27 protein-coding genes are annotated in these 26,030 nt (G+C 70.1%); 18 read left to right on the forward strand and 9 right to left on the reverse strand.

Annotated features, from left to right (window positions below):
* Positions 1-98 precede the first annotated feature (98 nt).
* Together ELQ90_RS05335 and ELQ90_RS05340 are read right to left on the reverse strand one after the other, a co-directional pair.
* On the reverse strand, positions 99-1,511 hold the full coding sequence (locus ELQ90_RS05335; protein WP_128494251.1) for a glucose-6-phosphate dehydrogenase: 1,413 nt from the start codon (positions 1,509-1,511) through the stop codon (positions 99-101).
* A 108-nt stretch (positions 1,512-1,619) separates the two neighbouring features.
* The gene (locus tag ELQ90_RS05340) at positions 1,620-2,804 is read right to left on the reverse strand and encodes a thiolase family protein (RefSeq protein WP_128494252.1); all 1,185 of its coding nucleotides are present in this window, start codon (positions 2,802-2,804) and stop codon (positions 1,620-1,622) included.
* A 184-nt stretch (positions 2,805-2,988) separates the two neighbouring features.
* On the opposite strand from ELQ90_RS05340, the gene ELQ90_RS05345 reads away from it, so the two are divergent.
* Together ELQ90_RS05345 and ELQ90_RS05350 are read left to right on the forward strand one after the other, a co-directional pair.
* Positions 2,989-4,137, forward strand: a complete 1,149-nt coding sequence (locus ELQ90_RS05345; RefSeq protein WP_128494253.1) for a zinc-dependent alcohol dehydrogenase — start codon at positions 2,989-2,991, stop codon at positions 4,135-4,137.
* Between the two features lie 12 nt (positions 4,138-4,149).
* Positions 4,150-4,725, forward strand: coding sequence for a hypothetical protein (locus ELQ90_RS05350; RefSeq protein ID WP_128494254.1), 576 nt, complete (start codon positions 4,150-4,152; stop codon positions 4,723-4,725).
* Positions 4,726-4,789: 64 nt separating this feature from the next.
* Here the strand turns inward: ELQ90_RS05350 and ELQ90_RS05355 are convergent, their stop codons facing one another.
* The gene (locus ELQ90_RS05355; protein WP_128494255.1) at positions 4,790-5,473 is read right to left on the reverse strand and encodes a PRC and DUF2382 domain-containing protein; all 684 of its coding nucleotides are present in this window, start codon (positions 5,471-5,473) and stop codon (positions 4,790-4,792) included.
* A 25-nt stretch (positions 5,474-5,498) separates the two neighbouring features.
* A complete protein-coding gene (locus ELQ90_RS05360) occupies positions 5,499-6,152 on the reverse strand; it encodes a hypothetical protein (protein WP_128494256.1) in 654 nt (217 codons plus the stop codon).
* Positions 6,153-6,334: 182 nt separating this feature from the next.
* Here ELQ90_RS05360 and ELQ90_RS05365 point away from each other — a divergent pair, with 182 nt between their 5' ends.
* Entirely contained in the window at positions 6,335-6,937 is a 603-nt protein-coding gene (locus ELQ90_RS05365) for a DUF1349 domain-containing protein (RefSeq protein ID WP_128494257.1), read from the forward strand.
* A 9-nt stretch (positions 6,938-6,946) separates the two neighbouring features.
* Here ELQ90_RS05365 and map read toward each other — a convergent pair whose 3' ends face one another.
* A complete protein-coding gene (gene map / locus ELQ90_RS05370) occupies positions 6,947-7,714 on the reverse strand; it encodes a type I methionyl aminopeptidase (protein ID WP_128494258.1) in 768 nt (255 codons plus the stop codon).
* A 79-nt stretch (positions 7,715-7,793) separates the two neighbouring features.
* Between map and ELQ90_RS05375 the strand changes: the two genes are divergently transcribed.
* Positions 7,794-8,102, forward strand: a complete 309-nt coding sequence (locus tag ELQ90_RS05375) for a helix-turn-helix domain-containing protein (protein WP_128494259.1) — start codon at positions 7,794-7,796, stop codon at positions 8,100-8,102.
* Positions 8,103-8,136: 34 nt separating this feature from the next.
* Here the strand turns inward: ELQ90_RS05375 and ELQ90_RS05380 are convergent, their stop codons facing one another.
* Positions 8,137-9,171, reverse strand: coding sequence for an NYN domain-containing protein (locus ELQ90_RS05380; protein ID WP_128494260.1), 1,035 nt, complete (start codon positions 9,169-9,171; stop codon positions 8,137-8,139).
* Between the two features lie 218 nt (positions 9,172-9,389).
* Between ELQ90_RS05380 and ELQ90_RS05385 the strand changes: the two genes are divergently transcribed.
* From ELQ90_RS05385 to ELQ90_RS05395, 3 genes are all read left to right on the forward strand, one after another.
* Positions 9,390-10,691 carry a cation:proton antiporter gene (locus ELQ90_RS05385; protein ID WP_128494261.1) on the forward strand — a complete coding sequence of 434 codons (1,302 nt, stop codon included), beginning with the start codon at positions 9,390-9,392 and terminating at the stop codon, positions 10,689-10,691.
* Between the two features lie 73 nt (positions 10,692-10,764).
* Positions 10,765-11,103 (forward strand): hypothetical protein, encoded by a 339-nt coding sequence (locus ELQ90_RS05390; protein WP_128494262.1) that lies wholly within the window; start codon positions 10,765-10,767, stop codon positions 11,101-11,103.
* Positions 11,104-11,105: 2 nt separating this feature from the next.
* Entirely contained in the window at positions 11,106-11,897 is a 792-nt protein-coding gene (locus ELQ90_RS05395; protein ID WP_128494263.1) for a nitroreductase family protein, read from the forward strand.
* 35 nt (positions 11,898-11,932) lie between these two features.
* On the opposite strand, the gene ELQ90_RS05400 is transcribed toward ELQ90_RS05395, so the two are convergent.
* Entirely contained in the window at positions 11,933-12,232 is a 300-nt protein-coding gene (locus ELQ90_RS05400) for a putative quinol monooxygenase (RefSeq protein ID WP_128494264.1), read from the reverse strand.
* A 78-nt stretch (positions 12,233-12,310) separates the two neighbouring features.
* Between ELQ90_RS05400 and ELQ90_RS05405 the strand changes: the two genes are divergently transcribed.
* Complete coding sequence (locus ELQ90_RS05405; protein WP_128494265.1) at positions 12,311-13,219, forward strand: TolB family protein; 909 nt, start codon at positions 12,311-12,313, stop codon at positions 13,217-13,219.
* Positions 13,220-13,421: 202 nt separating this feature from the next.
* Here ELQ90_RS05405 and ELQ90_RS05410 read toward each other — a convergent pair whose 3' ends face one another.
* The gene (locus tag ELQ90_RS05410; protein ID WP_128494266.1) at positions 13,422-13,811 is read right to left on the reverse strand and encodes a PLD nuclease N-terminal domain-containing protein; all 390 of its coding nucleotides are present in this window, start codon (positions 13,809-13,811) and stop codon (positions 13,422-13,424) included.
* Positions 13,812-14,311: 500 nt separating this feature from the next.
* On the opposite strand from ELQ90_RS05410, the gene ELQ90_RS05415 reads away from it, so the two are divergent.
* From ELQ90_RS05415 to ELQ90_RS05455, 9 genes are all read left to right on the forward strand, one after another.
* Positions 14,312-15,901, forward strand: a complete 1,590-nt coding sequence (locus ELQ90_RS05415) for a peptide ABC transporter substrate-binding protein (RefSeq protein WP_128494267.1) — start codon at positions 14,312-14,314, stop codon at positions 15,899-15,901.
* A 152-nt stretch (positions 15,902-16,053) separates the two neighbouring features.
* The gene (locus ELQ90_RS05420) at positions 16,054-17,481 is read left to right on the forward strand and encodes a M14 family zinc carboxypeptidase (RefSeq protein ID WP_128494268.1); all 1,428 of its coding nucleotides are present in this window, start codon (positions 16,054-16,056) and stop codon (positions 17,479-17,481) included.
* Positions 17,478-18,404: an ABC transporter permease gene (locus tag ELQ90_RS05425; protein ID WP_128494269.1), complete on the forward strand. Its 927-nt coding sequence runs from the start codon at positions 17,478-17,480 to the stop codon at positions 18,402-18,404. The genes ELQ90_RS05420 and ELQ90_RS05425 overlap by 4 nt, the downstream gene beginning before the upstream one ends.
* Positions 18,397-19,290 (forward strand): ABC transporter permease, encoded by an 894-nt coding sequence (locus ELQ90_RS05430; RefSeq protein WP_128494270.1) that lies wholly within the window; start codon positions 18,397-18,399, stop codon positions 19,288-19,290. Before ELQ90_RS05425 ends, ELQ90_RS05430 begins: the two co-directional genes overlap by 8 nt.
* On the forward strand, positions 19,287-20,720 hold the full coding sequence (locus ELQ90_RS05435; protein WP_128494271.1) for a serine hydrolase domain-containing protein: 1,434 nt from the start codon (positions 19,287-19,289) through the stop codon (positions 20,718-20,720). The genes ELQ90_RS05430 and ELQ90_RS05435 overlap by 4 nt, the downstream gene beginning before the upstream one ends.
* Entirely contained in the window at positions 20,717-21,244 is a 528-nt protein-coding gene (locus tag ELQ90_RS05440; RefSeq protein WP_128494272.1) for a GbsR/MarR family transcriptional regulator, read from the forward strand. The genes ELQ90_RS05435 and ELQ90_RS05440 overlap by 4 nt, the downstream gene beginning before the upstream one ends.
* Positions 21,241-22,875, forward strand: a complete 1,635-nt coding sequence (locus ELQ90_RS05445) for an ABC transporter ATP-binding protein (protein WP_128494273.1) — start codon at positions 21,241-21,243, stop codon at positions 22,873-22,875. The genes ELQ90_RS05440 and ELQ90_RS05445 overlap by 4 nt, the downstream gene beginning before the upstream one ends.
* 117 nt (positions 22,876-22,992) lie before the next feature.
* Positions 22,993-23,208 carry a DUF2188 domain-containing protein gene (locus ELQ90_RS05450; RefSeq protein ID WP_128494274.1) on the forward strand — a complete coding sequence of 72 codons (216 nt, stop codon included), beginning with the start codon at positions 22,993-22,995 and terminating at the stop codon, positions 23,206-23,208.
* On the forward strand, positions 23,198-23,590 hold the full coding sequence (locus ELQ90_RS05455) for a ChaB family protein (protein WP_128494275.1): 393 nt from the start codon (positions 23,198-23,200) through the stop codon (positions 23,588-23,590). Before ELQ90_RS05450 ends, ELQ90_RS05455 begins: the two co-directional genes overlap by 11 nt.
* Before the next feature lie 96 nt (positions 23,591-23,686).
* Here the strand turns inward: ELQ90_RS05455 and ELQ90_RS05460 are convergent, their stop codons facing one another.
* Positions 23,687-25,360 carry a RecQ family ATP-dependent DNA helicase gene (locus tag ELQ90_RS05460; RefSeq protein ID WP_128494276.1) on the reverse strand — a complete coding sequence of 558 codons (1,674 nt, stop codon included), beginning with the start codon at positions 25,358-25,360 and terminating at the stop codon, positions 23,687-23,689.
* A gap of 246 nt (positions 25,361-25,606) precedes the next feature.
* On the opposite strand from ELQ90_RS05460, the gene ELQ90_RS05465 reads away from it, so the two are divergent.
* Positions 25,607-26,023, forward strand: a complete 417-nt coding sequence (locus tag ELQ90_RS05465; protein WP_128494277.1) for a CBS domain-containing protein — start codon at positions 25,607-25,609, stop codon at positions 26,021-26,023.
* Positions 26,024-26,030: the final 7 nt, after the last annotated feature.

Raw genomic sequence — 26,030 nt, forward strand, 5'->3', positions numbered from 1 at the left:
TCGCCAGCCAATCGGGAAGGAGAAGAAGTGCGAAGTGCTTGACGCGGGCCGTCCGGCGCAAGTACCTTTCCCCCCGATCGGGGGGAAAGCGCTTCGGATCACCAGTCGGTTGGGCCTGCCGAGCCGGCCGGGTACTCGTCGAGGTCGCCGTGGTCGCGCTTCCACGCGGCGATCACCGGGTCGACGATTCGCCAGCACTGCTCCGCGACGTCGCCGCGGATCGACAGCAGCGGATCGCCGTCGAGGATGCCGCGCAGCATCTCGCCGTAGGGGAGCAGGTCTCCCGCGCCCTGGTGGGCGACGAGGGTCGACTGCTCGAGGCGGAAGGGGTCGCCCGCGCCGTTCATCGTGACCTGGAGCTCGACGTCACCCGTCATGAGATCGAGCACGATGACCTGCTCCTCCGGGACGCCGTCGAGGCCAGGAACCGGCGAAACCGCGCGGAGGTACAGGCGGGCTTGCGACGTCTTGGCGCCGAGGGCCTTGCCCGATCGCAGGACGAACGGCACTCCCTCCCACCGACGCGTCCGGACCGCGACCGTGAGCTCCGCGAGCGTCTCGGTCCCGCGGCTCGGGTCGACGCCCGGCTCGTCCACGTACGACGGCAACGAGCGGTCGCCGATCCGTCCGGCGGCGTAGCGCGCCCGCCGCGCCGTCTTCGTGACGTCGTCGTCCCAGAGCGTGGTGTTGCGGAGGACCTGCGCGATGTTGTCGCGCAACTCCACCTCGTCGACGCGCGGCGGCAGTTCCATCGCGATGATCGCGAGGATCTCGAGGAGGTGGCTCTGGATCATGTCGACGAGGGCGCCGCTGCCGTCGTAGTACCCCGCGCGACCCTCGAGCCCGAGAGTCTCATCGAAGACGATCTCGACGCGCTCGACCGAGGCTTCGTTCCACACGGGCTCGAGGATGCGGTTGGCGAGGCGCAGTCCCAGGATGTTGAGGACGGTCGACTTCCCGAGGAAATGGTCGATCCGGAAGACCTGGCGCTCCGGCACGAGAGTCGCGATGACGGCGTTGAGCGCCCGGGCGCTCTCCTCGTCGACGCCGAAGGGCTTCTCGAGCGCGAGCCGAGTGCCCTCGGGGAGATCGACCTGCTGGAGGGCTCGGCACACCTTGGCCGTGACGGCGGGCGGCAGAGCGAAGTAGATGACGGGGACGCCGGTGCATGCCGCGAGCAGCTCGCGGAGGGCCGCGGGATCCGTCGCGTCGGCCGTGATGTACCGCGTCGACTCGGTGAGGCGTCGGGTCCGGTCGGCGTCCGTGGTCTCCGCATCCGTGTCCTCGGCGTCACCCCGTCGGGCGTCGACCCGGCGCTCGTCGCCGGCGGCGTCGAGCGACTCTCTGACGAGGTCCTGCCAGCGCTCGGCGACGTCGTCGTCGAGGCCTGCTCCGAGCAGCGTCACATCGTGGTCGTGGTGCGCGAGCAGACTGCCGAGTCCGGGCAGGAGGAGCCGCTTCGTCAGGTCGCCGCCGGCGCCGAGGATCAGGAGGGTCACAGGAGAGCTCATGCAGCGAGCGTAAGCGGCGCACGTGCCGGCGTCAGCCCGTGTCCTCGGACGCCGACGCGGTGCTAGTGTCGCGGCCGGCGGGATCGACGTCGACGGCGGTGCCGACGCTCAGTCGAGCCGTTCGATGATCGTCGCGTTGGCGAGGCCACCGGCCTCGCACATCGTCTGCAGTCCGAAGCGCCCACCGGTCTGCTCGAGCACGCCGAGCAACGTCGTCATGAGTCGGCCGCCGCTCGCTCCGAGAGGGTGTCCGATCGCCGTCGCACCGCCGTTGACGTTGACGCGCGCGGGGTCGGCGCCCGTCTCGGCGAGCCAGGCGAGCACGACGGGCGCGAAGGCCTCGTTGACCTCGACGGCGTCGATGTCACCGATCGCGAGCCCCGCCCGCTCGAGCACCTTCCGTGTCGCCGGGAGGATGCCCATGAGCATCGTGACGGGGTCGTCGCCCGCCACGGCGACGCTGTGGACGCGGGCCCGGGCTCGCAGCCCGAGCCGCCCGGCCGCCTCACGGCTCGCGAGCAGCACCGCCGAGGCGCCGTCCGTGAGCGGGGAGGCGTTGCCGGCGGTGATCCGCCAGTCGATCTCGGGGAAGCGCTCCGTCCACGCGGGGTCCTCGAAAGCGGGCGGCAGCGAGGCCAGCCGCTCGACCGTCGTGCCCTCGCGGACCGTCTCGTCCCGGTCGACGACACGGCCGTCGCCCATCGTCACGGGAACGACCTCCGCGTCGAAGCGGCCGTCGTTCCACGCCGCGGCCGCTCGCGCGTGGCTCTCGACCGCGAAAGCGTCGAGAGTCTCCCGCGGAAGGTCCCAGCGCGCCGCGATGAGCTCGGCACTGATGCCTTGCGGCACGAGCCCGCCGGGGTAGCGCGCCGCGACGCCGGCACCGAAGGGATCCCGCCCCGCGGTCTGGCTCCCGATCGTCACGCGGCTCATCGATTCGACGCCCGAGGCGATCACGAGGTCGTATGCGCCGCTCTGGATGCCCTGGGCGGCGAAGTGGATGGCCTGCTGACTGCTCCCGCACTGCCGGTCGATCGTCACGGCGGGGACGGACTCGGGGAAGCCGGCGGCGAGCACCGCCCAGCGCGCGGTGTTGCCGCTCTGCTCGCCGATCTGCCCGACGGCACCCGAGATGACGTCGTCGAGCGACGCGGGGTCGATGCCGGTGCGCTCGACGATCGCGCGGAGCACATGGGCGTGGAGGTCGACAGGGTGGACCGCACTCAACGCGCCGCCCGGTTTCCCCCGTCCGCTCGGCGTCCGGACGGCGTCCACGATGAGAGCGTCACGCATCTCGGGTCCTCCTTCGTCACCCCGCGATCGGGTGTCCCGACCAGCGTACGCCGCGCGCCTAGCGGACCTCCGGCAGTCGCGGAAGCCCTCCGCAACAGGTTGACCGGCCGAAACCGGTGGGGTTGCGTAGCTCGGGAACGATGACCGACGGCTGCGAGTCGTCGACGAGGCGAGAGGACGACGCATGAGAGCGATGGTCTACCGCGGACCGTACAAGGTCCGCACCGAGGAGAAGGACATCCCGAGGATCGAGCACCCGAACGACGCGATCGTGAAGGTGACACGAGCGGCGATCTGCGGCTCCGACCTGCACTTGTACCACGGCATGATGCCGGACACGCGGATCGGGCACACGTTCGGGCACGAGTTCATCGGCATCGTGCACGAGGTCGGGTCGTCCGTGCAGAACCTGCGGGTGGGCGACCGGGTCATGGTGCCCTTCAACGTGTACTGCGGCTCGTGCTACTTCTGCGCGCGCGGCTTGTACTCGAACTGCCACAACGTGAATCCGAACGCGACGGCCGTCGGCGGGATCTACGGCTACTCGCACACGACCGGTGGCTACGACGGGGGACAGGCCGAGTTCGTGCGCGTCCCATTCGCCGACGTCGGGCCGCAGGTCATCCCCGACTGGATGGACGAGGAGGATGCACTGATGTGCACGGACGCCCTCTCGACCGGGTACTTCGGCGCCCAGCTCGGCGACATCACGCCGGGCGACACGGTCGTCGTCCTCGGGGCCGGGCCGGTGGGCCTCTTCGCCGCGAAGTCGTCGTGGCTCATGGGCGCCGGTCGTGTCATCGTGATCGACCACCTCGAGTACCGGCTCGAGAAGGCGCGGACGTTCGCTCACGCCGAGACGCGCAACTTCCTGGAGCACGACGACATCGTCGTGGAGATGAAGAAGACGACGGATTATCTCGGAGCCGACGTCGTGATCGACGCGGTGGGTGCCGAGGCCGACGGGAACCTGATCCAGCACATCACCTCCGCGAAGTTCAAGCTGCAGGGCGGCTCACCCGTCGCGCTCAACTGGGCGATCGACGGTGTCCGGAAGGGCGGCACGATCTCGGTGATGGGAGCCTACGGCCCCCTCTTCAGCGCCGTGAAGTTCGGCGACGCCCTCAACAAGGGCCTCACCCTGCGGATGAACCAGGCCCCCGTGAAGCGGCAGTGGCCGCGGCTCTTCGAGCACATCCGCAACGGCTACCTCACGCCGAGCGACATCATCACGCACCGCATCCCGCTCGAGCACATCGCGGAGGGGTACCACATCTTCTCCTCCAAGCTCGACGACTGCATCAAGCCCGTCATCATCCCGAGCGAGAGCTAGGAAGGACACACCATGCCGTACACCGCTCAGAAGCCCGAGCCGCCGGAGTCGCCCGACGAACTGCGGGCGCGTATCCCGGGCTGGGGCGTCGACGCCGACCCCGCCGATCGTCCGTCGGTCCCCAAGGAGCGCTTCGACCTCCCTCCCACGGGAGCGCACTGGGAGTTCCCCGAGCGGCAGGAGGAGCTGGCGCCGCGGGAACGCTCGATCGAGCACGCGATGCTCACGCCCGTGTTCGGGACGGCGCAGCCGCTGTCCGGGCTCTCCGGGCTCATCCGCCGCCGCGCCTACGACCGCTACAGCGAGGGGCAGCTCGCCCACTGGCTCCTGCTCGTCCTCGGCGACCGTGTCGACGCCGTCGAGAACCACCTGGCCTCGTTCGCGACGCTGCGCCCCGACAACCCGATCACGGAGACCGGGGTGCTGTCCGAGCCCGGGCACCGGCCGATCAGCTCCCGCTTCGGGAGGAAGCGCGCCGACCTCAAGCACATGTGGATGGACCCGTTCCTCGTGGCCGGTCCCTGGATCGCTGGCGGCATCGCCGTCGCGGTCGTCGCCTCGAAGGTCCTGAAGCGCTCGCGCGGCTGACCACCGATCGCACGAGAAGGGGCCCGGCGCTGTGCGCCGGGCCCCTTTCGTCACGCGACGGGCGTCACTGCCGCCGGTCGGGAGCGGGACTCCCGTCGCCGTCGGAGTCACCGCCGAGCGGTTCACGCTCGATCCTGACCTCCTCGCGCGTGACGGGAACCGTGACGGTCTGCTCCTCCGTCACGGTGTACTTGCGGAGCCGCACGCGGCCCGTCTCGACACCGTCTCTCGCCGCGGAAGCCGTGCCGTTCGCCGCATGGCGACCCTGCCCGTCCTCGCTCCGACGGTCCGAGCCGAGCTCGTGCTCGCGGTCGTCGTCACGGCGGTCGTGATCCTGAGCACGGCGGTCCTGGTCGTGCTCATGCTCGGCGTGGTCGTGCTTACCGAAGCCGAGGCGTTCGGCGAGCCCGGGGCGGTGGTCGCCGTCGTGGTCGTCATTCTGCGGGCGGTAATGCGCGTAGAGGCTGTCCTCCTCGTCGTGCGTGAGAGCCCCGTCCGCGTCGATCCGCGGGGCGTGCTTCACGACGTCCTTCGAGTGTTCGACGTGGAGCCGGTCGTCGGTGTACGACGCGCCCTCGAGCGGGACGAACGACTCCTTGCTGCCGAACAGTCCCGTCTTGACGGTCGCCCACAGCGGACGGTCGGTGTCGGGATCGAGGTAGACCTGGCCGACGGTGCCGATCTTCTCGCCGTCGGGGTCGAGGACGTCCGCTCCGATGAGGGAGGCGGTGCTGCGTGGGTCGATCATGGTTCTCTTCCTTCCGGTCCCGGCCTCAGCGACCGAGTCCGACGCGGTCGACCTTGCGGTGGAACCGCATGCCCGCGAGACCGCCGAGGAGGGCGCCGCCGAGGCTCACGAGGAGCGCGGCGATGGCCGTGATGATGCCGGCCGTCGTGAGCTGTCCCTCGTTGACCGGGAGCCTCGGGAAGCTGTTGAGGTTCGCGAGGATGTTCCACTGGCTCCCGGCGATGACGCTCACGATCGCGAGGATCACCGCGATGATGAGGGCCCACAGCCAGACCGCGAGGCCCTGCTTCGCTCCGCTGAAACGTGCCATCCGCCCCGCGACGTAGCCGCCGGCGTAGTAGGCGATGAAGAGGATGACGAGGACCGCGATCGCCCCGACGATGCCGATCGTGTCGGCGTTCGCCGCCGCGTCGTCGGCGACCTGGTCGGGGTCGGCGTTCGAACCGAGGCCGATCGCGGCGCCCGCGCCGGCCACCAGGGCCGTCAGGAGGACGGCGGTGCCGGTGGCGGCGAGCCAGCCGAAGAAGGCCGAGCCGAACTTCATGCCGCCGAACTCGTCCTTCTCGCGGGCGACGACCTCCTCGCGGACCGTGCGGCCCGATCCGGCCGGAACCGCGGCCGGCCGCTCGGTCGGGGTCGTCTCGTCGTGGTGACGATCGTTGTTCGATGGAGTGCTCATGGTGGGAGTCCTTTCCGATACTTCAGGTGAGATCCCTGGATTGCCAGTGAAGCGACGTGGACGGAGCGCGGCAAGGGGTAGCGGAACCGGTCCGGAACCGCATGCAGCGACGTCTCGGTAGGCTCGAACCGTCGGCGGACGATGCCGCTGACGCATCGTCACCCCGCCGCGGAGGAGATCGCATGACTGCCGAGCACGCCGCCGCCGAGCGCACCGTCGAGTGGACGGAGGGGCGGTGGACGACGACTCCGACCGCGGTCGTCGAGTCCACCGACGGCCTCCTCGTCACGGCGACCGAGGGGAGCGACGCCTGGCGCGTCACGAGCTACGGCTTCGTGCACGACACCGAGCACGCCCTCGTGACGACGCTCGACGAGGGCCGCGCGGTCGAGGTCACGTTCTCGGCCGAGTTCTCCGGGGAGTTCGATCAGGCCGGCGTCTTCGTCCGAGCTGCGGAGGACGTGTGGATCAAGGCCGGAGTCGAGTACGCCGACGGGGCCCTCGGGGTCGGAGCGGTCGTGACGAACGGCGTCTCGGACTGGTCGATCGGCCCCGTGCCCGAGTGGGCGGGGCGCCCCATCACCGTGCGCGCGAGCCGATCGGGCGACGCCGTGACCATTCGGGCGCGCGCGGGCGACGAGCCGTTCCGCCTGCTCCGCGTCGCGCCGTTCCCCGAGGCTGCAGCGGTCGAGGCCGGTCCGTTCTGCTGCGCACCGACGCGCTCGGGACTCGAGGTCCTCTTCCGCTCGTGGGTCGAGACGGGCGCTGACGCGTCGCTGCACTAGCGCACGGCGTCAGCGGACGGTGAGGATCTCCGCACCGTCCTCGGTGATGGCGACGGTGTGCTCGCTGTGCGCCGTCCGCGCGCCGGTCGCGCTCCGGAGGGTCCAGCCGTCGGGGTCCGTGACGAGGACGTCGGTGTCGGCCATCACCCACGGTTCGAGGGCGAGCAGCAGCCCGGGACGCAAGCGATAACCGCGGCCCGCGCGTCCGTCGTTCGCGACGTGGGGGTCCTGGTGCATCGTCGATCCGATGCCGTGGCCACCGAACTCGAGGTTGATCGGGTAGCCGGCGTCGGAGAGGACGGACCCGATCGCGGCCGACAGATCGCCGAGTCGTGCTCCGGGTCCGGCGGCGGCGATGGCGGCGGCGAGAGCCCGTTCCGTCGCGTCGATGAGGGCGACGGACGCCGCCGGTCGGGCGGAACCGACGAGGAAGCTCACGGCGGAGTCGGCTGCGATTCCGTCGAGTGAGACGGCGAGGTCGAGCGTGAGCAGATCGCCGTCGGCGAGGGTGTAGTCGTGGGGGAGTCCGTGGAGGACGGCGTCGTTGACCGCGGTGCAGATGTAGTGGCCGAAGGGGCCGCGGCCGAAGGAGGGGGCGTAGTCGACGTAGCAGGAAACGGCGCCCGCCTCGAGGATCATCTCCTTCGCGCGGCGGTCGATGTCGAGGAGGTTCGTGCCGACGGTCGTGCTCTCCTGCAGCGTGCGGAGGATGCGGCCGACGAGCGCGCCGGTGCGCCGGGCCCGGTGGATCTCGGCCGGGGTGAGGATCTCGATCATGCTGCGCCTTTCGTTCGACGGATAACTATACCGGTCAAACAATCCCACTGCACGCGGTCGGCGGCGGTACGATCGGAGCATGGTCAGACTGCCCCTCAGCCGTGCCGAGGTCGAACGCGGCGAACGACTCGGCGCGCTCCTCAGACGCTCACGCGGCGAACGCTCGATCCTCGACACCGCGCTCGACGCGGGCATCTCGCCCGAGACCCTCCGCAAGATCGAGTCCGGCCGCGTCGCGACACCGTCGTTCCCGACGATCGCGGCGATCGCGGGTGTCCTCGGCCTGTCCCTCGACGACGTCTGGCGGGAGATCGCCGGGGAGATCCGGGACGAGGCGTCGGGTGAGACGGATGCGGGACGGAGCGCGCCGGAGCGCCTCGTCTCCTGACACCGACCGGCGGAGGGGTCGGCTCCCGCCCGCGTCAGCGTCCCGCGGCGCGAGCCGGGGCGAGGCGGACGAGCCGAGCGCTGTCGCTCTGCTCCTGCTCCGCGATGTCGCTGCGCGACTCGAGGAAGTCGGTGAACGTGCGGAAGCCGAGCGCCTTCTCGCTGAACGACGGATCCATACGCTTCATCTGCGTCTTCACCGTCGACGAGTGCAGCCACTCGGCATCGTCGTCCTTTTCATGCCCGAGACGGAGCGCACGCTCGAGGAGACCCGTCGCCACCTCCTGCGGGTTCTCGGGCTCCGGCTCGGTCTCCTCCTCGGCGGCGCGGACGGTCTTCGCGCGGCGCCGCTTGGGCGGCGCCACCTCGATCGGCGGCTCCTGGAAGGTGACGGTCGGGACGCCGGCGGCGATCGCGGTGCCCTCGCTCGCGAGCGCCGTGACGTCCTCGGTCGGGGCCGGCGTGATGCGGGGGGCGGCGACGGCCGTCGGGACGGGCTTCACGCCGGGGAGCGCGTCGTATGTCGCGAACTCGTCGCACGCGGCGGCGAGGGAGCGGCTCGTCGACCCGGCGACGCCGATCCCGACGACGTAGCGCCCGAGCCGCTTGCAGCGCTGCGCGAGGGCGATGTAGTCGGAATCGCCCGCGACGATGATGACGTGGGTGAGGTCGGGGAGCCGGAACATGTCCTCAACGGCGTCGACCGCGAGGCGGATGTCCGCACCGTTCTTCGCGTACGCCGCGGCGGGGAACAACTGCACGAGGTCGACGGCGCGACTCACGAGCTGTCCGCGGTAGTCGGCGTTCACGGGAGCGGACCAGTCGGCGTAGGCGCGCGTGAGGACGAGCGTGCCGAACGAGGAGGCGAAGTCGATGATCGCGCCGACGTCGACGGTCGCCTGGGTGAGCTTCTCGGCCATGTCGACGTCGGAGGCCTTGCTCGAGGAGCTGTAGGCGCGCGCCTTGTCGCGCATGAACTGGCTGCGGCCGTGCACCTGGTCGTAACGAGAGATGACGATGTTGTCGAAGTCGATGTAGACGGCGACTCGCGCGTCGATCGGCTCGGTCATGAGTGCTCTTTTCCGTGAGGTGGACCCCCAGTCTCTCGCGAAACCGCGGGCGGCGGGAACCGCGCCGGGAGAACAGGGCACTGTACGGCATGCGGCGGGGCCGGCTGACCCGTTGTGAGCGCCGCTCGCCGGTGTGATGCTGACGGGGCGTCTCCTCGCCGGAGATCGCAGACTTCCGACGACGTCGGTCGGTCGGCTGGGAGGGAGAGGCGGCACGCGTGCTCGAGTTCGACGGATCCGGGGTGGTCTTCGCGGCGATCGGTCTCGCGACCCTCGCCGCCGCGCTCCTTCCCCGCGTGCTCGGGCGGCTCCCCGTGTCGATGCCGATGGTGTTCCTCGGTGCGGGGATCCTCGGCTTCGCCCTCATGCCGAATCTGCCGGATCCGTCACCGATGGAGCATCCCGAGGTCGCGCTGCACCTGACGGAGATCTGCGTGATCGTGTCGCTCATGGGTGCCGGCCTCGCGATCAACCGGGCGCCGTCGCTCCGCGGCTGGTCGTCGACCTGGCGGCTGCTCAGCATCACGATGCCGCTCTCGATGCTCGCCGTCGGGGTACTCGGGTGGGCCGTCCTCGGACTCGGGCTCGCGAGCGCCGTCCTCCTCGCGGCGGCGCTCGCACCCACCGATCCCGTCCTCGCGACCGAGGTCCAGGTGAGCGAACCGGTGACCGACGCGGAGGCGGAGGACGACGAGGCGCGCTTCGCGCTCACCTCGGAGGCGGGACTCAACGACGGGCTCGCGTTCCCCTTCACGTACGCGGCGATCGCGCTCAGCCTCGCCGGCGCCGGATCCGCGTCGTGGCTGGGGGAGTGGTTCCTCGCCGACGTCCTCTGGCGACTGGCTCTCGGCGTCGGCATCGGCTACCTCACGGGACGGCTGCTCGGGAGGCTCTTCTTCTCGTCGCTCTCCGAGCGGCTCGGTCTCACCGAGAAGGCGGAGGGTTTCGTCGCCCTCGCGGCCACCTTCCTCGCGTACGGCGCGACGGAGTCCGCCGAGGGCTACGGCTTCATCGCCGTCTTCGTGTGTGCGACCGCCCTACGGGCCTCGGAGCGCGCGCACGGCTATCACTCGGTGCTGCACAAATTCGTCGAGCAGATCGAGCGCCTCCTCACGGTCGCCGTCGTCGTCCTGCTCGGCGGCTCGGTCGCGCGCGGCGCCCTCGACTCGATCGGGTGGGTCGACGTCCTCGTCGTCGCCGTGATCCTCGTCATCGTGCGCCCCGTCGCGGGGTACATCGGGCTCTCGCCGGGGAAGACCGGACCGAAGGAGCGCGCGGTCATCTCGTTCTTCGGTGTGCGTGGCGTCGGCTCCCTCTTCTACATCGCCTTCGCCCTGCAGGAGGGCGAGTTCCCGGGCGGGGAGCACCTCTGGGCGCTCACGTCACTCGTCGTGATCGGCTCGATCGTGCTCCACGGGGCGACGGCGACGCCCATCATGGCGATGCTCGATCGGCGCCGCGCGCGGGCGGCCCGACGGGCCGGCGTCGGTGACGACGACGCCGCGAGCATCGCCGTATAGCAGGACCTGTTGCATCCGTGGCCGCGAGGCGCGCCGACTTGTGTCCTCCGCCCGGCTGACCGACACTTCTCGAGTGAGATCAGCCCACCTCTTCACCGCGGCCACGGTGAGTTACCTCGCCAATTGCGCCGTCGGGACCGGGGTGGCGACGCGAACCATCGACACCTCGAACGTCCGCTGGGTGCACCACGCGCTCTACATCTCGACGTCGGCTCTCGCGGCCGCGGCAGCGGCGGCGGGTCTCCGTCGGGGCGCGGGCAGGTCGACGCGGGCTGCCACCCTCGCCCTCGCACCCGCCGCGGTACCGCTCTCCCTCATCCCGTACCTCGGCTCGCACTCGAACCGGCACATCGTCGTGGCGCTCACGGCCGCGCCGTTCTTCGCCGCGGGCCTCATCCGAGCCTGGAGGTGACCGTGGACCTCCTCGAGGCCATCAGACGTCGCAAGACGACCAATGGGGCGTTCCTGCCCGATCCCGTGTCCGAGGAGCACCAGCGCATCCTCATGGAGGTCGCCGGTCGTGCCCCGTCGCAGCTCAACAGCCAACCGTGGCGCTTCGTGATCGTCGAGGACCGTTCGACGATCGAACGCGTCGCCGACATCAGCGGGTCGAGCATGACCGAGGCGATGTCGAACGGCACGTTCTTCGAGCGCTACAAGCCGTACTTCCGTTTCAGCGCCGCGGAGATGGAGCGGCGCCGCGACGGCATGCTCTTCGACAAGCTGCCGGCACCGCTGCGACCGTTCACGAGCCAGGCCTTCACGAAGCGCGGGCAGACTCTCATGAACGCCCTGGGCGTGCCGAAGACCCTGGGCTCGGAGAACCGGAATCTCGTCGCGGGGTCCCCGCTCCTCCTCGGCGTCATGCTCGACCGCTCCGAATACCGGCCGGGCGAACTGTCGTCGTTCTACTCGCTCTTCAGCATGGGGGCGGCGATGGAGAACGTCTGGCTCACGACCACGGAGCTCGGGATGGGCATCCAGTTCGTCTCGTTCCCCATGGAGGTGCCGGGAAAGTGGGACCTCATCGTCGACCTGCTGAAGGTGCCGGACGAGCTCGAGCTCATGGCCGTCTACCGGCTGGGTTACCTGCCGCCCGAGCAGCGTCGACCCGCGATCGACTGGTCGAGCCATCAGCGGAAGCTGCCGTCGCAATACGTCTATCGAGAGACGTGCGAGACGCCGCAAGCGGGCTGGGACGACTGACCGGTCGGCGACCGTCTTCCACCGACGCGGCACCTTCAGCGCAGCGGGGACCCGACCACGTCGAAGCGGAATCCGCCGAAGTCGCCCGAGAGGAGCGGCATCGCCTCGGCGATGCTCGCCTTCACGCTCTCGAGCTGGAGTGACGCGGCGTGCGCCTCGGCCGAGATCCAGAGCTCGCTCACGAAGACCGTGTCCGGGTGTTCGGGGTTGACCCCAACCTCGTAGCTGAGGCAACCCGACTGGGCGAGGACCGTCGACGGGCGGGTGAGGATCTCGACGACCTCGTCGCGTCGACCGGGCTGGACTCCGAGGGTTCCCACGTTCGCGAATGTCATGGGGACAGCATGGCGGACGCCCCCGACATCGCCACAAGCCTCTGGCCCGGCGCCGGACCGTCCGCCTAGCATCGGGGTATGGACGCAGCGCAGCAGTCGGAGTCGACCGGAGGGCGCCGGCACGCGCCCGGGCAGTGGAGCACGGTGTGGGTCGCTCCGCTCGAGGGAGAGCCGTTCGTCGTGCTCGAGAGCACGGACCTGCTCCTCGAGGCGCCGAACTGGTCGGACGACGGCAGGCTCGTGCTCAACGGCGGCGGCCGGCTCTGGTCGCTCCCCCCGACGCACGGCGCCGGATTGTCGCCGATCGGGATCGACGGCGTCTCCCGCCTCAACAACGATCACGTGCTCGCGCCGGACGGCGACGACGTCTTCGTCACGTCGGACGACGGGCACCTCTACGTCGCGCCGCTCTCGGGCGGGACGGCCCGCCGCATCACGGACGACCGTAACGTGCGCCACTACCTGCACGGGGTGAGTCCCGACGGTGGCACCCTCGCCTTCGTCGAGATCCCGTGCGAGCATGACGGCCGCGATCCGCAAGGCCGCCTCGGGCTCGTCTCCGCGACCGGGGGAGAGGTCCGTCACCTCGACGCGGGCGACGGCCACCTCGACGGGCCGGAGTTCACGCCGGACGGCGAGTGGATCGTCTTCAACTCCGACGCCTTCACGGACGAGCCGGGGCACGCCCAGCTCGGGCGCATCCGCGTCGACGGTTCGGGGCTCGAGCGCCTCGTCGAGAGCGATACGGTCGACTGGTTCCCGCACCTCTCGCCCGACGGCCGGTTCGCGTCGTACGTCTCGTTCCCCGCCGGCACCATCGGTCATCCCGCCGACGTCCCGGTCGTCGTGAACGTCGTGTCGACGGAGGACTGGTCGACACCGATCCAGAGCTACGCGGTCTTCGGGGGTCAGGGCACGCTCAACGTCAACAGCTGGTCGCCCGACTCGGACGCGCTCGCCTTCGTCGAGTATCCGACGCGCGAGTAGCGAAAGAGCTACACCCGCACGAGGGCGCCACGTATAGCGGGCGCTCTCGCGACCGACGAGCCGCCCTCGGCCTCGGTCGCGCGGTCGAGGAGCAGGGAGGCCGGTGAGAGGGCAGCGGGGATGGATGGTTCGTCGAGGGCGCCACGTCGGTACCGAGGGCGCTAGACGCACATGGCGCCCTCGTGCGGGTGTAGCCCTCTGGTTAGGGGGAGTCGGGGCGCTTGTCGCCGAGCTCCGCCTCGAGCCGCTTGATGCGCGCTTGCTTCTCGTAGAACTCGGCCTCGCGCTCGAGGGCGGCGAGCTGCTCCTCGGTGGAGAGCGGACGCTGGATGCGCTGCGGTGCCAGGGGCCCCGCCGCGGTCGGCGACCGATCCCACCGGCGTCGATCACCGAAGCTCACGTTCTCCTGCTGCGCTCCCCAGTCGCGCCCGACGGTGAACCAGATGATGCTCCCGATGACTGGGAGCAGGATCACGAGGAAGACCCACACGAGCTTGGGCAGGTAGCGGACCTGGTCGTCCGGCCGGGTGATGATGTCGATGAGCGCCCCGAGGAGGACGAGGAATCCGACGGCCGAGATCAGCAAGTACATGCCGCACAGTGTATTCACAGCCAGGGAGAGGGGGAAGGACCTTTCCGGGGGTCGGGGTCGTCGGACTGGGGAGAAGTCGCTTGGCCTCGTCGCCCGGCCAGGAGCCGGTGTGGGACTACACCGCGGTCACCGCGCGGCGAGCCCGTGCGCGCGAAGGACGGTGTCTTCTACGGCGGCTGGATCACCTCGGAGGTCGTCGGCCCGTCACGGGTGGTCCCGGCACCCGGGGTCGGTGAGCCGGGAGACACTGCCTCGATCGGCGCAGCGATTGTTTCGATCGTGTTTAGCTTTCATTACTTTGTGAAACTTCTGACGCTCATGTATTGACGCGCGCCCCGCCGACCGGGTTTGCTGGGCCCACCGCCGCGATCTCCCTCGCCGTCATCTCCGAAGCCGCACATCCCGTGGCACCGACGGCGCCGATCGACGTACCCGCTCCACTCGCACCCACGCACCCACCGGGCCCCGAGGCCCGTTCTGCATCCCGACGAGGAGAAACGATGAGAAGGAAACAGCGCACCGCCACAGCAGGCGTCCTGCTGGTCGCGGCCATGGCCCTCACGGCCTGCGCGACCGGCGGTTCCGACACCGCCGACGACGGCACCCGCGCCATCACGATGGGCGTCACCGACCCCGGCACCCTGACACCGGGCCGCCAGCTCGTCGCCTACGACTTCAACATGGCGGTGTGGGCGCCGCTCACCTTCCTCGAGTCGGACGGGACGCTCAACTACGTCCAGGCCGAGTCCGTCGAGTCCGAGGACAACATCACCTGGACCATCACTCTCAAGGACGGCTGGACATTCCACGACGGCACCCCGGTCACCGCGCAGAGCTACGTCGACTCGTGGAACACGGTCGCGTACGGTCCGAACGCCTTCGAGAACTCGGGTCAGGTCGCGAACATCGTCGGCTACACGGATCTCAACCCCGCGGAGGGCGAGCCCACCGCGACGGAGATGTCGGGACTCACGGTCGTCGACGACTCGACCTTCACGGTCGAGCTCATCGGACCCGACAGCCAGTTCCCGCTCCAGGTCAGCCAGGCGCAGACGGCGATGTACCCGATGCCGGAATCGGCCTTCGACGACCTCGACGCCTACAACACTCACCCCGTCGGCAACGGCCCGTTCGAGCTCCAGGACGACTACGTCGAGAACGAGCCGCTCGTCGTGACGGCGTTCGAGGACTACGCCGGTGACGAGCCCACGACGGATCAGATCACCTTCGTGCCCTACACCGACGACACGACCGCCTACACCGACGTGCAGGCCGGGAACCTCGACATCGCATCGGTGCCCGCGAGCCGACTGCCGCAAGCGGATGAGGAGTTCGGCGACGCCTTCTACTCGTTCGAGGCCCCTGGCATCTCCTACCTCGGCCTCCCGCTGTGGGACGAGCGCTACCAGGACGTCCGCGTCCGCCAGGCGATCTCGATGGCGATCGACCGTGAAACCATCAACGACGTCATCTACGGCGGCGCGTACACCCCGGCGACGGCCTTCACCCCGGCGATCGAGCCGGGCACACCGGAGGGCATCTGCGGCGAACTCTGCGAGTACGACCCCGAGGCGGCGAAGGCCCTGCTCGACGAGGCCGGCGGTTTCGAGGGCAGCATGGAGATCTACTTCCCGGGCGGCGGCGGACTCGACGAGTTCTACAACGCCATCGCGAACAACCTGCGCCAGAACCTCGGCGTCGACGCGACGGCCGTGCCGAGCGCCGACTGGGCCGAGTTCTCCGACAAGCGCACGGCGAGCGACATCGACGGGCCGTTCTTCTCCCGCTGGGGAGCGCTCTACCCGAGCCAGCAGGCGACGCTGCGTCCGTTCTTCGTCGAGAACGGCGGCTGCGCGAACTGCATCCCCTGGTACGACGAGTCGGTCAAGGCCGCGATCGACACCGCCGACGCGACGGACCCGGGCGACGGCTCGGCCTACGCCGACGTCCAAGACCTCATCCTCGAGGAGTTCCCGGCCCCGCCGCTGTTCTTCGAGACGTACTCCTACGTGACGTCGGATGCGATCAGTGACCTTGCGACCTCGCCGGTCGGCAACCCGCGTCTCACCCACGTGGAGCTCGCGGACTGATCACGACGCGACGGGTCCCGTCGTGCGGTATCGCCGCACGACGGGACCCGGACCGCATCACCGCATCACCGCCCCACCGCACCACCGCATCACCGCACCACCGCACCACCGCATCACCGCATCACCGCCCCACCCGATCCGCAGAGGACGCCATGACCTCCACTCCGTCGGCCCCGCCGGCCACCCCTCCGGCCACCGGCTCCGTCCCCTCGCTCGCCGAGATCCTCGAGCGGGCCGCGCGCATCGAGCCGCTGTCGACATTCCCGCCGATCGACGAGCTGCTCGCGGCCGTCGACCTCCTCGCGGCCGGTTCCGAGGGCCGGCTCGTCAAGCGGCGGATCGGCACCTCTCGGCTCGGCGAACCGCTCAACGAATACGTCATCGGATCCGGGTCCCGTCACGCGCTCGTCGTCGGCGGGGTGCATCCGAACGAACCCATCGGTTTCCACACGGCTCGGGTGCTCGCCGAACACCTGCTCGCCGAGCCCGAGTTCTTCGCCCGCTTCGACACGACGTGGCACATCGTCCCGTGCATCGACCCCGACGGCGCCCGGCTCAACGAGGGCTGGTTCGCGAACCCCGGGGATCGCTCTCACTACGCCCGGAAGTTCTACCGGCCCGCTCCGCGGGAGCAGGTCGAATGGTCGTTCCCCATCAACTACAAGAACGCCTACTTCGATCGGCCGATGCCCGAGACCGATGCGGTCATGAGGCTCATGGTCGAGACCTCGCCGGCGCTCCTCGTCGGCCTGCACAACGCGGAGCTCGGCGGCGTCTACTACTACGTGAGCCGGGAACTCGCGGGGGCCGTCGACGCGCTGCACGCCATCCCCGACGCGCTCGGGCTCCCGCTCGACGCCGGTGAACCCGAGTCCGCCGACCTGACCGCCATCGCCCCCGCCGTCTTCCGGGCGCCACTCGCGACGGAGCACTACGACCACCTCGAGTCGCTCGGCGTCGATCCGACCGTCGAGGTGGGCGGGGGAGGATCGGCCGACTACGCGGCGCAGTTCGGCACGCTCACCCTCATCGCCGAGCTTCCGTACTGGACCCACCCCGACGCGCTCGACACGGACCCGTCCGAGACGTCCTACGACGACGTCCTGCGTGCGAAGGCCGCCGGTCTCCGTGAGCTCGGAGCGGTCCTCGAACGCGCCCTCGCGGACGCCGCCCCGCACCTCTCGATCGAGTCGCCGTTCCTCCGCGCCTCGCGTGCTTTCGTGCCCATGATGACGGTCGCCGGGGACGCCGAGGCCGCACGCGCCGAGGTCCCCGAGAGCCGACGGCCCGCGACCGTCGCCGAGGTCTTCACGAACGCCGACCTCGTGCGCTGCTTCCGATTGCGGTTCGGCGGCATGCTCGTGCGGGCGTTCGAGGCCGAGGTCGTCGCGGGAATCGCCCACGTCGAGGTGCGGCGCGCCCACGCCGCCCTGCGTGCCACCTACGACGAGTGGATCGCCGAATCGGACGCCGTCGAGGGCATCGCCGTGCTGCCGGTCGAGCGGCTCGTGGGTGTCCAGTACGCCTCGACCCTGGCGATGGCGGGACTGCTCGCCGGGGGCGGGGAGGACGCCGCATGATCCGGTTCGTCGGCCGTCGCGTCCTCGAACTCGCGATCGTGTTCGTCGGCGTCACCTTCATCATCTACGTCATGGTGTTCACGCTTCCCGGCGACCCGATCGCTGCCCTCGGACGCGATCGGCCGCTGCCCGAGGCCGTGCAGGCGCAACTGCGCGCGCAGTACCACCTCGACGAGCCCGTGTGGCTGCAGTACCTGCGCTACGTCGGCGGCCTCTTCGCGGGCGACCTCGGGACCGGCTTCGACGGTCGTCCGGTCGGTGACCGGATGGCGGCGCGCTGGCCGGTCACGATCACCCTCGCGCTCACGGCATGGGCCATCGAGGTCGTCATCGGCGTCCTCCTCGGCCTCGTGACCGGACTCCGCAACGGCGGCCTCCTCGACCGGACCGTGCTCGTCGGCACGATCCTCGCGACCTCGATCCCCGTCTTCGTCCTCGGCGTCACCGCCCAGCTCGTCTTCGGCCTGCAACTCGGCTGGTTCCCCATCGCGGGGACGAGCGCCGGGTGGCCGTCAGCGTACCTCCTGCCCGCGATCGTGATCGCCCTGTTCGGCCTCGCGAGCGTCACGCGCCTCATGCGCGGCAGCGTCGTCGACACGATGCGCTCGGACTTCGTCCGGACCCTCACCGCGAAGGGCATGCCGCGCCGCAACATCGTCGGCGTGCACGTCATGCGCAACTCGGTCGCCCCCGTCCTCACGTTCCTCGCGATCGACCTCGGCTACCTGCTCGGCGGTACCGTCGTCATCGAGGCGATCTTCAACCTCCCGGGGATCGGAGCGCTCCTGTTCGATGCGATCAAGACGCATGAGGGCCCGACGGTCGTCGGCGTCGCGACGGCGCTCATCCTGATCTTCCTGGCGACGAGCGTGCTCGTCGACCTCGTCAATTCGCTGCTCGACCCGAGGATCCGCCATGAGTGAACAGCTCGCGCCGCAGCAGGCGCCCCTCGTCGCACCGGGCGACCGCAGCGTCTGGGCGACGCTGCGCGCGCGACCCCTCTTCTGGGTCTGCTCCGGTGTGCTCGCCGTCCTCGCGATCATCGCCCTCCTGCCCGGGCCGATCGCCGGGATCTTCGGCCAGCCGGACCCTCGAGCGTGCAACCTCGCGGACAGCGCGCTCGAACCGGGCGGCGCCCACGTCTTCGGGACCGACCTGCAAGGCTGCGACATCTTCGCGAACGTCGTCTACGGCACGCAGACGTCGCTCTTCATCGGGCTGCTCACGACGGTCCTCTGCCTCGCGATCGCCATGGTCCTCGGGACGCTCGCGGGCTACTACGGCGGAATCGCCGACCGGATCGTCGCGCGCCTCACGGACGTCTTCCTCGGCTTCCCCTTCCTCCTCGGTGCGATCGTCGTGCTCAACAGCATCGGGGCGCGATCACCCGTCACGGTCTCACTCGTAATCGCCTTCTTCTCGTGGCCGACGCTCGCGCGCCTCGTGCGGAGCTCCGTGCGCACGGTCCGCTCGGCCGAGTACGTGCAGGCGGCGTCGGCGATGGGACTCCGCGACCGGCACATCCTGCTCGGCCACGTGATCCCGAACTCCCTCGGGCCGGTCCTCGCGATCGCGACGACGATGGTCGGCTCCGTCATCGTCGCCGAGTCGACGCTGACCTTCCTCGGCGTCGGCCTCCGTGCCCCGTCGATCTCGTGGGGACTGCAACTGTCGACGGCGCAGTCCTACTTCCAGAGCGAGCCGCACCTCCTCGTCTTCCCGAGCATCTTCCTCACCGTCACGGTGTTGAGCCTCATCACGCTGGGGGACATCCTCCGCGACGCCCTCGATCCGAAAGGACGGTCATGACGATCGACCGCACCAGCATCCTCCGCTCGCTCGCCCCGTACCTCGAGCAGTGGCTCGCCTTCCAGGGCGCCTATCGCCGCACCCCCGGGCTCCAGGCCGCGATCCGTGTCGACGACGAGGTCGTCCTCGACACGGCGTGGGGCAGCGCCGACCTCGAGACCGGGGAGGAACTCACGACGCGGCACCTCTTCCGCATCGCGTCGCACTCGAAGACGATGACGGCGACGGCGATCCTCCAGCTCGTGGAGGCCGGCACGGTTCGGCTCGACGACCCGATCGAGCAGTGGGTCCCCGAGCTCGAGGGCACGGGCCTCGCGGGAGTCTCCGTCCGCGAGCTCCTCGGTCACCAGGGCGGGGTCATCCGCGACGGCGTCGAGAACAACTTCTGGCAGCGCGGCGGCGAGTTCCTCGATCGCGAAGCCCTCATCGCGGGAGCCCGCTCGGACGGCGTCGTCTTCGCGCCCAACGAGAACTTCAAGTACTCGAACATCGGATTCTCGCTCCTCGGGCTCGTCATCGAGGCCGCGACGGGTCGCTCCTACAACGAGCACGTCTCCGAGAGCATCGCCACCCGGCTCGGTCTCGCCGACTCCGGTCCCGAGTACGACCCGGAGCGCGCCGACGAGTACGCCGCCGGTCACACCGGCCTCACGGCGGGCGACGACTCCCGCCACCGCATCGAGCACGTCGACACGCGAGCGATGGCCGCGGCGACCGGGTGGTTCTCGACGGCACGCGACCTCACCACCTACGGCGCGGCGCACTGGTTCGGCGACGTCACCCTCGTGAGCGACGCGAGCAAGCGCCTCCTCCAGCGCGAGGAGTCCCGCGTCGAGGCGCACGGCCGCGAGCTCGGGCGCTACGGTCTCGGCTTCGAACTCCGGACCATCGGTGACCGCGACCTCGTCGGGCACAGCGGCGGCTACCCCGGCCACATCACGCGGACATGGATCGACCCGACCGACCGGCTCGTCGTCTCGGTGCTCACGAACGCCGTCGACGGTCCCGCCGACGCCCTCGTGACCGGGCTCGTGCAGCTCATCGACCTCGCCCTCGACGCCGCGCGCGCCATCGAGGAGGACGACACCGCCGTCGACACCGACCTCTCGCGCTTCACGGGCCGCTTCGCCAACATGTGGGGCGTCACCGACATCGTCGACCTCGGCGGGCGGCTCGCGAGCGTCGGACCGCGGGCGCCCGAACCGATCGGCGCGTACCAGTTCCTCGAGGTCGTCGGGGACGACGAGCTGCGGACGGAGAGCGTGCCCGGGTTCGGGGCGACGGGGGAACGCGTCCTCATCGAGCGGTCCGACGACGGCGCGATCACCGCCGTGACGATGGGCGGCATGACGATGTGGCCGATCGACACGTACCGACGTGCCCTCGCCTCCGGGCGCCCCGTCGACACGCTTGCCAGGATGTCCCTATGACGACAGCGCAGAACGACGACGACGCCCGGCTCACGGAACTCGACGAGGCGACGTGGTCGTTCGTCGAGGACTTCGCCACCTCGTGGGTGTCCACGAACAACTCGCGCATGGACGGCCGCGTCCTCGCGCTCCTCATCATCGTCGACGAGCCCTACCTCTCGTCCGCCCGGATCGCCGAACTCCTCCGCGCGAGCACGGGCGCCGTGTCGACGGCCACACGATCGCTCGTCTCCGTCGGCTTCATCAAACGCCATAGCGTGCCGGGCGACCGCAGCCACTACTTCCGCGTCGAGGACGACGTGTGGGGCAACTTCCTGAGCGGCGAGCGCGAGTACCTGCGGCGGATGAAGGCGACCGTGCTCGGCGGGATGTCGCTCGTCGACGCCGCCGGCCCGCGTACGCGACTCCGCAACGCCGAGCGCTACATGACCTGGCTCGAGGGCTACCACCGCAAGATGCTCGCGGATTGGGAGGCCTTTCGCGACGCCCCGGACGACGAACCCCCGAAGGACGAGACACGATGACGACACCGGTCCTCTCCGTACGCGACCTCGCCGTGACCTTCTCCGTCGGCGGCGAGGAGGTCACGGCCGTGCACGCCGTCGACTTCGACCTCCACGCCGGTGAGGTGCTCGCGATCGTCGGCGAATCGGGTTCCGGCAAGAGCGTCACGTCGCTCGCCGTGCTCGGGCTGCTCCCGCGGAACGCAACCGTGACGGGACGCATCCTCGTCGACGGGACGGACGTCGTGGGCGCGAGCGAGCGGACGTTCGCCTCGGTGCGCGGCGATCGCGTCGCGATGATCTTCCAGGACCCGTCGAACGCCCTCGACCCGGTGTTCACGATCGGCTACCAGATCCAGGAGATGCTGCGCCGTCATGATCCGAAGCAGTCCCGCGACGATCGCCGGGCGCGGGCGATCGAGCTCCTCGCGATGGTCGAGCTGCCGCAACCCGAGGAGCGACTCGATTCGTACCCGCACCAGCTGTCCGGCGGCCAGGCGCAGCGCGTCATGATCGCGATGGCGCTCGCGTGCGACCCCGAGGTCCTCATCGCGGACGAGCCGACGACGGCGCTCGACGTCACCGTCCAGCGCGAGATCCTCGACGTGCTCCGGCGCATGCGTGAGCGCACGTCCGCGGCGATCCTGCTCATCACCCACGACATGGGCGTCGTCGCCGACCTCGCCGACCGCGTCATCGTGATGCGGCGGGGGCGGATCGAGGAGACGGCCGACGTCCGCTCGCTCTTCGCATCACCCACCGCCGAGTACACGCGGACCCTGCTCGCGGCCGTTCCGCGTATCGGCGCGGGCGCGAGGTCCTCCAACGCCGACGGAGCGGAACGGCCCGTCCTCGAGATCGAGGGCCTCGCCGTGGAGTATCACAACCGACGCGGTCGCCACATCCGTGCCGTCGACGGCGTCTCGCTCGACATCCGTGCCGGCGAGATGGTCGCCCTCGTCGGCGAGTCCGGCTCCGGCAAGTCGACGATCGGCAAGAGCGTGCTCGGACTCGCCCCCGTTGCCGCCGGACGGATCGTCGTCGACGGCGTCGAGCTCCGCACGGCGTCGCGCGGAGACGTGCGGGAGGTCAAGAAGCGGATCGGTGTGGTGTTCCAGAACCCGACGGCGGCGCTCGATCCGCGACGGACCGTCGGCCAGTCCATCGGCGAGCCGCTGCGCGTGCACGAGGGAGTTCGCGGCGCCGCCCTCACGGCTCGCGTCTCCGAACTCCTCGAAGCCGTCGAACTGCCGTCCTCGTGGGCGGGCCGATACCCGCACGAGCTCTCGGGCGGGCAGCGCCAGCGCGTCGCGATCGCGCGCGCCGTGGCACTCGACCCGCTCCTGCTCATCGCGGACGAACCGACCTCGGCCCTCGACGTCTCCGTCCAGGCGACCGTCCTCGATCTCCTCCGTCGTCTTCAGGAGCGGTTCCGGTTTGCGTGCCTCTTCATCAGCCACGACCTCGCCGTCGTCGACGCGTTGTGCGATCGGGTCGTCGTCCTCCACCGGGGGTCCATCGTCGAGGAGGGTGAGCGGCGTCGAGTCCTCACCGCGCCCGAGCACGCGTACACGCGTCGCCTCCTCGCCGCCGCTCCCGTGCCGGATCCGGACGAGCAGGCCAGGCGGCGGGCGGAGTCCCTCGCGGGTTGACGAGCGGCGGATTCTTTCACTGCAGCGGACGGGGGACAACCGCCTGGCCGGCTGAGCGCACGCGCTGGAGACTGGAGGCTCCAGATACGACGATCCGGCACGGAAACGGAGACGACCATGGCGCACGGAGACGTGACGACTCGCGACAACCGTGGGCAGTGGGAGAACAGCGTCGAGGGCGAGCCCGAGCGTTCGGCGAGCTACTCGAGCAGGGACGAGGCGCTCGAGGCGGGGTCGGCGCTCGCCGCCGAGTTCGGTTCGACGCACCTCGTCGAGGACTCCGAACCGACCGGCGTCATCACCGACGAACAGGAGGACGACGATGCCCGCTAGGGAAGAACTGCCGTCGACCATCGAGCGATCCGACAAGCACGCGCAAGCGCTGTGGTCCAAGACCCACGACTCGGCCGTCGAGAGCTACGGGGAGGGTGAGCGCGCCCACCGCACCGCTTTCGCGGCGCTCAAGCACGAGTACGAGAAGGTCGGGGACCACTGGGAGCGGAAGGCCGAGAACGGCCCGTCCGATGAGAAGGCCGAGGGCTCCGTCGGGTCGTCCGGGAAGACCGCCGGTGGTGTCGACGCGAATTCCACGAAGGAGCACCTCATGGACATCGCGAAGAAGCTCGACATCTCGGGCCGATCGTCGATGAAGAAGGACGAACTCGTCGAGGCCATCCAGAAGGAGAACGACCGCCGCACGCGAAAGGCCCGCTGACCCCTCCTGGTCCATCGGGCTGGGAGACCTCGTTCCCTGAGCCTGTCGAAGGGTGGCGACCACCTCGAAAACGGGACCCTGCGCGCCGCCGCACCCTCACGCGCGAGCGGAGTCCTCGACGTCGACGATGCCGCGTTCGAGTGCCTCGCGAGCGACCACCTTGTAGCCCTGCTCGTCGAAGAAGACCGTCATGCGGTCGTCCTCGACACTCACGACGGTGCCGTGCCCCCATTCCCGATGCTCGACGGCGTCGTCCACGTGGACCTCGTCGTCACCGGCCCGCGCACCCGCCGCCACGAAGCGAGTCGTCGAGTCCTCGTCCCGGTCGGCCAGGGCGTCGCAGCGATCGCAGTTCTCGCACCGATCTGGCGCCTCGACGCCGAAGTACTCGAGGAGCGCCCGCCGTCGGCAGCCCGTCGTCTCGGCGTACCCACGCATGATCGCGATGCGGGACTCGCGGATGCGGCGCTGCGCTTCCTCGCCCTCGCGGACCGCCTCGACGACATCCTCCACGCGTCGAGGCTTCACGGGCAGGAAGCCCCGTGGCTCCGCCGTCGCGGCGCCGGCCGTCACGATACCGTTGAGGATCCGCGCCGCGACACGCGACGAGAGCCCAGCGGTGTCCGCGACCGCGGTCGCGCGAACGGGCCCGTCCGCCTCGGCGAGCGCCTCCCACACCGCACCGACGTCGTCCTTTCGCGTGCGGCCTCCGGCGAAGAACGACCGTACCGAGAAGTCCTCCGGTCGGTAGTGCAGGACCGCTCGCGCGGGTTCCCCATCTCGAGCGGCTCGCCCGATCTCCTGGACGTACGCGTCGAGGGACTCGGTGACATCGGCGTGAGCGACGAGTCGCACGTCGGGCTTGTCGATGCCCATGCCGAACGCCGAGGTCGCGACGACGACGTCGAGCTCGCTCGCGGTCCATGCCGCGTGCACCTCGTCCCGGCGGCGAGACGCCATCGCGCCGTGATACGCCGCCGTACGCCGTCCGCGTTGCGCGAGCTCGTCGGCGTACCGCTCCGTGTCCTTCCTGGTCGCGACGTACAGGAGCGTCGGACCCCCCTCCGTCGCGACCTCGTCGAGGACGGCGCGTCGCTTCTCCGCGTCGTCCTCGTGGCGCCGGACCGTCAGACGGATCTCCGGACGGTCGATCCCACGCACGTCGATGTGGGCGTCGCGCATGCCGAGCCGCTCCACGATCTCCGTCCGCACCGGCGTCGACGCCGTCGCCGTGAGGGCGAGCACGGGTGGATGACCGAGGGCCTCGACGGCCTCCCCGATTCGGACGTAGTCCGGGCGGAAATCGTGGCCCCACGCGGAGACGCAGTGTGCCTCGTCGACCACGACGAGCCGTACGTCCGCCGCGACGAGCCGATCGAGCACCTCGTCGCGAGCGAGCTGCTCCGGCGCGAGGAAGAGGTACACGGGCTCGCCGCTCTCGACGGCCGCCCAGGCGGCCGAGAGTGCCCGCGCCGACGTGCGCGAGTTGACGGCGACCGCGGCGGGCGCATCGGGGGCGGCGTCGATCGAGGCGATCTGATCGCGCTGGAGTGCGAGCAACGGGGAGATGACGACGGTCACGCCCCCGAGCTCGAGACCCGCGATCTGGTACACGGCCGACTTCCCGGCGCCCGTCGGGAAGACCACGAGGGTGTCACGGCCCGCGACGACGGAGGCGATGGCCTCGGCCTGGCCGGGGAGGAGGGTGTCCCATCCGAACGCGTCACGGGCGGTGCGGCGGGCGTCGGCGATGGTCGAGGTGGTGCTCACGGATGTCCTTCTGGTCGTGGTGTCGTTCCCTCCATCCCAGCCGACGTCCGGCTGGGGCGATCAGGGCTTGCCAGGAGACGCCGCGTACCGCAAGGACGCCGAGCGGCACGGGTTTCGGCGACTCTCGGAGGGTGTCACCCGAGGGGCCCGGCGAGTCGATCCGGCCGATGTCAAGGCGCTGAAGGCGCGGGATGCCTCGGCGTAGCGTCGCTTCCACTCGCAGGAACCGACGAAAGGAACGACGACATGGTCGTGGCACGCGACATCATGACGCCCGGCGCCGAGTGCGCCGGAGTGAACGACACCCTCGTGGACGCGGCGCGCAAGATGCGCGATCTCGACGTTGGGGCTCTGCCGATCTGCGGTGAGGACGCCCGACTCGCCGGAATGCTGAGCGACCGCGACATCGTCGTGAAGTGCATCGCGGAGGGCGGAGACCCGTCGCAGACGCTCGTCGGCAGCCTCGCCGAGGGCAAGCCCGTCACGATCGGAGCCGATGACGACGTGCGCGAGGCGCTCGACGTCATGGAGCGGCACCAGGTCCGGAGGCTCCCCGTGATCGACGGCCACGATCTCGTGGGCATCATCAGCCAGGCCGACGTCGCTCGTGCGCTCGAGCCCGTCGAGGTCGGCGAAACGGTGGCGGAGATCTCCGAGGAGTAGGACGACA

The sequence above is a fragment of the Labedella phragmitis genome, assembly GCF_004078635.1.
Lineage (GTDB): Bacteria > Actinomycetota > Actinomycetes > Actinomycetales > Microbacteriaceae > Labedella > Labedella phragmitis.

Coding starts and splice junctions, on each gene's coding strand:
- ELQ90_RS05350 (WP_128494254.1), top strand. CDS start 4,150: ATGCCGTACACCGCTCAGAAGCCCGAGCCGCCGGAGTCGCCCGACGAA.
- ELQ90_RS05410 (WP_128494266.1), bottom strand. CDS start 13,811: ATGTACTTGCTGATCTCGGCCGTCGGATTCCTCGTCCTCCTCGGGGCG.
- ELQ90_RS05450 (WP_128494274.1), top strand. CDS start 22,993: ATGGCGCACGGAGACGTGACGACTCGCGACAACCGTGGGCAGTGGGAG.
- ELQ90_RS05435 (WP_128494271.1), top strand. CDS start 19,287: ATGACGATCGACCGCACCAGCATCCTCCGCTCGCTCGCCCCGTACCTC.
- ELQ90_RS05355 (WP_128494255.1), bottom strand. CDS start 5,473: ATGATCGACCCACGCAGCACCGCCTCCCTCATCGGAGCGGACGTCCTC.
- ELQ90_RS05455 (WP_128494275.1), top strand. CDS start 23,198: ATGCCCGCTAGGGAAGAACTGCCGTCGACCATCGAGCGATCCGACAAG.
- ELQ90_RS05430 (WP_128494270.1), top strand. CDS start 18,397: ATGAGTGAACAGCTCGCGCCGCAGCAGGCGCCCCTCGTCGCACCGGGC.
- ELQ90_RS05335 (WP_128494251.1), bottom strand. CDS start 1,511: ATGAGCTCTCCTGTGACCCTCCTGATCCTCGGCGCCGGCGGCGACCTG.
- ELQ90_RS05415 (WP_128494267.1), top strand. CDS start 14,312: ATGAGAAGGAAACAGCGCACCGCCACAGCAGGCGTCCTGCTGGTCGCG.
- ELQ90_RS05340 (WP_128494252.1), bottom strand. CDS start 2,804: ATGCGTGACGCTCTCATCGTGGACGCCGTCCGGACGCCGAGCGGACGG.
- ELQ90_RS05345 (WP_128494253.1), top strand. CDS start 2,989: ATGAGAGCGATGGTCTACCGCGGACCGTACAAGGTCCGCACCGAGGAG.
- ELQ90_RS05420 (WP_128494268.1), top strand. CDS start 16,054: ATGACCTCCACTCCGTCGGCCCCGCCGGCCACCCCTCCGGCCACCGGC.
- ELQ90_RS05400 (WP_128494264.1), bottom strand. CDS start 12,232: ATGACATTCGCGAACGTGGGAACCCTCGGAGTCCAGCCCGGTCGACGC.
- ELQ90_RS05380 (WP_128494260.1), bottom strand. CDS start 9,171: ATGACCGAGCCGATCGACGCGCGAGTCGCCGTCTACATCGACTTCGAC.
- ELQ90_RS05445 (WP_128494273.1), top strand. CDS start 21,241: ATGACGACACCGGTCCTCTCCGTACGCGACCTCGCCGTGACCTTCTCC.
- ELQ90_RS05375 (WP_128494259.1), top strand. CDS start 7,794: ATGGTCAGACTGCCCCTCAGCCGTGCCGAGGTCGAACGCGGCGAACGA.
- ELQ90_RS05360 (WP_128494256.1), bottom strand. CDS start 6,152: ATGAGCACTCCATCGAACAACGATCGTCACCACGACGAGACGACCCCG.
- ELQ90_RS05365 (WP_128494257.1), top strand. CDS start 6,335: ATGACTGCCGAGCACGCCGCCGCCGAGCGCACCGTCGAGTGGACGGAG.
- ELQ90_RS05425 (WP_128494269.1), top strand. CDS start 17,478: ATGATCCGGTTCGTCGGCCGTCGCGTCCTCGAACTCGCGATCGTGTTC.
- ELQ90_RS05465 (WP_128494277.1), top strand. CDS start 25,607: ATGGTCGTGGCACGCGACATCATGACGCCCGGCGCCGAGTGCGCCGGA.
- ELQ90_RS05405 (WP_128494265.1), top strand. CDS start 12,311: ATGGACGCAGCGCAGCAGTCGGAGTCGACCGGAGGGCGCCGGCACGCG.
- ELQ90_RS05440 (WP_128494272.1), top strand. CDS start 20,717: ATGACGACAGCGCAGAACGACGACGACGCCCGGCTCACGGAACTCGAC.
- map (WP_128494258.1), bottom strand. CDS start 7,714: ATGATCGAGATCCTCACCCCGGCCGAGATCCACCGGGCCCGGCGCACC.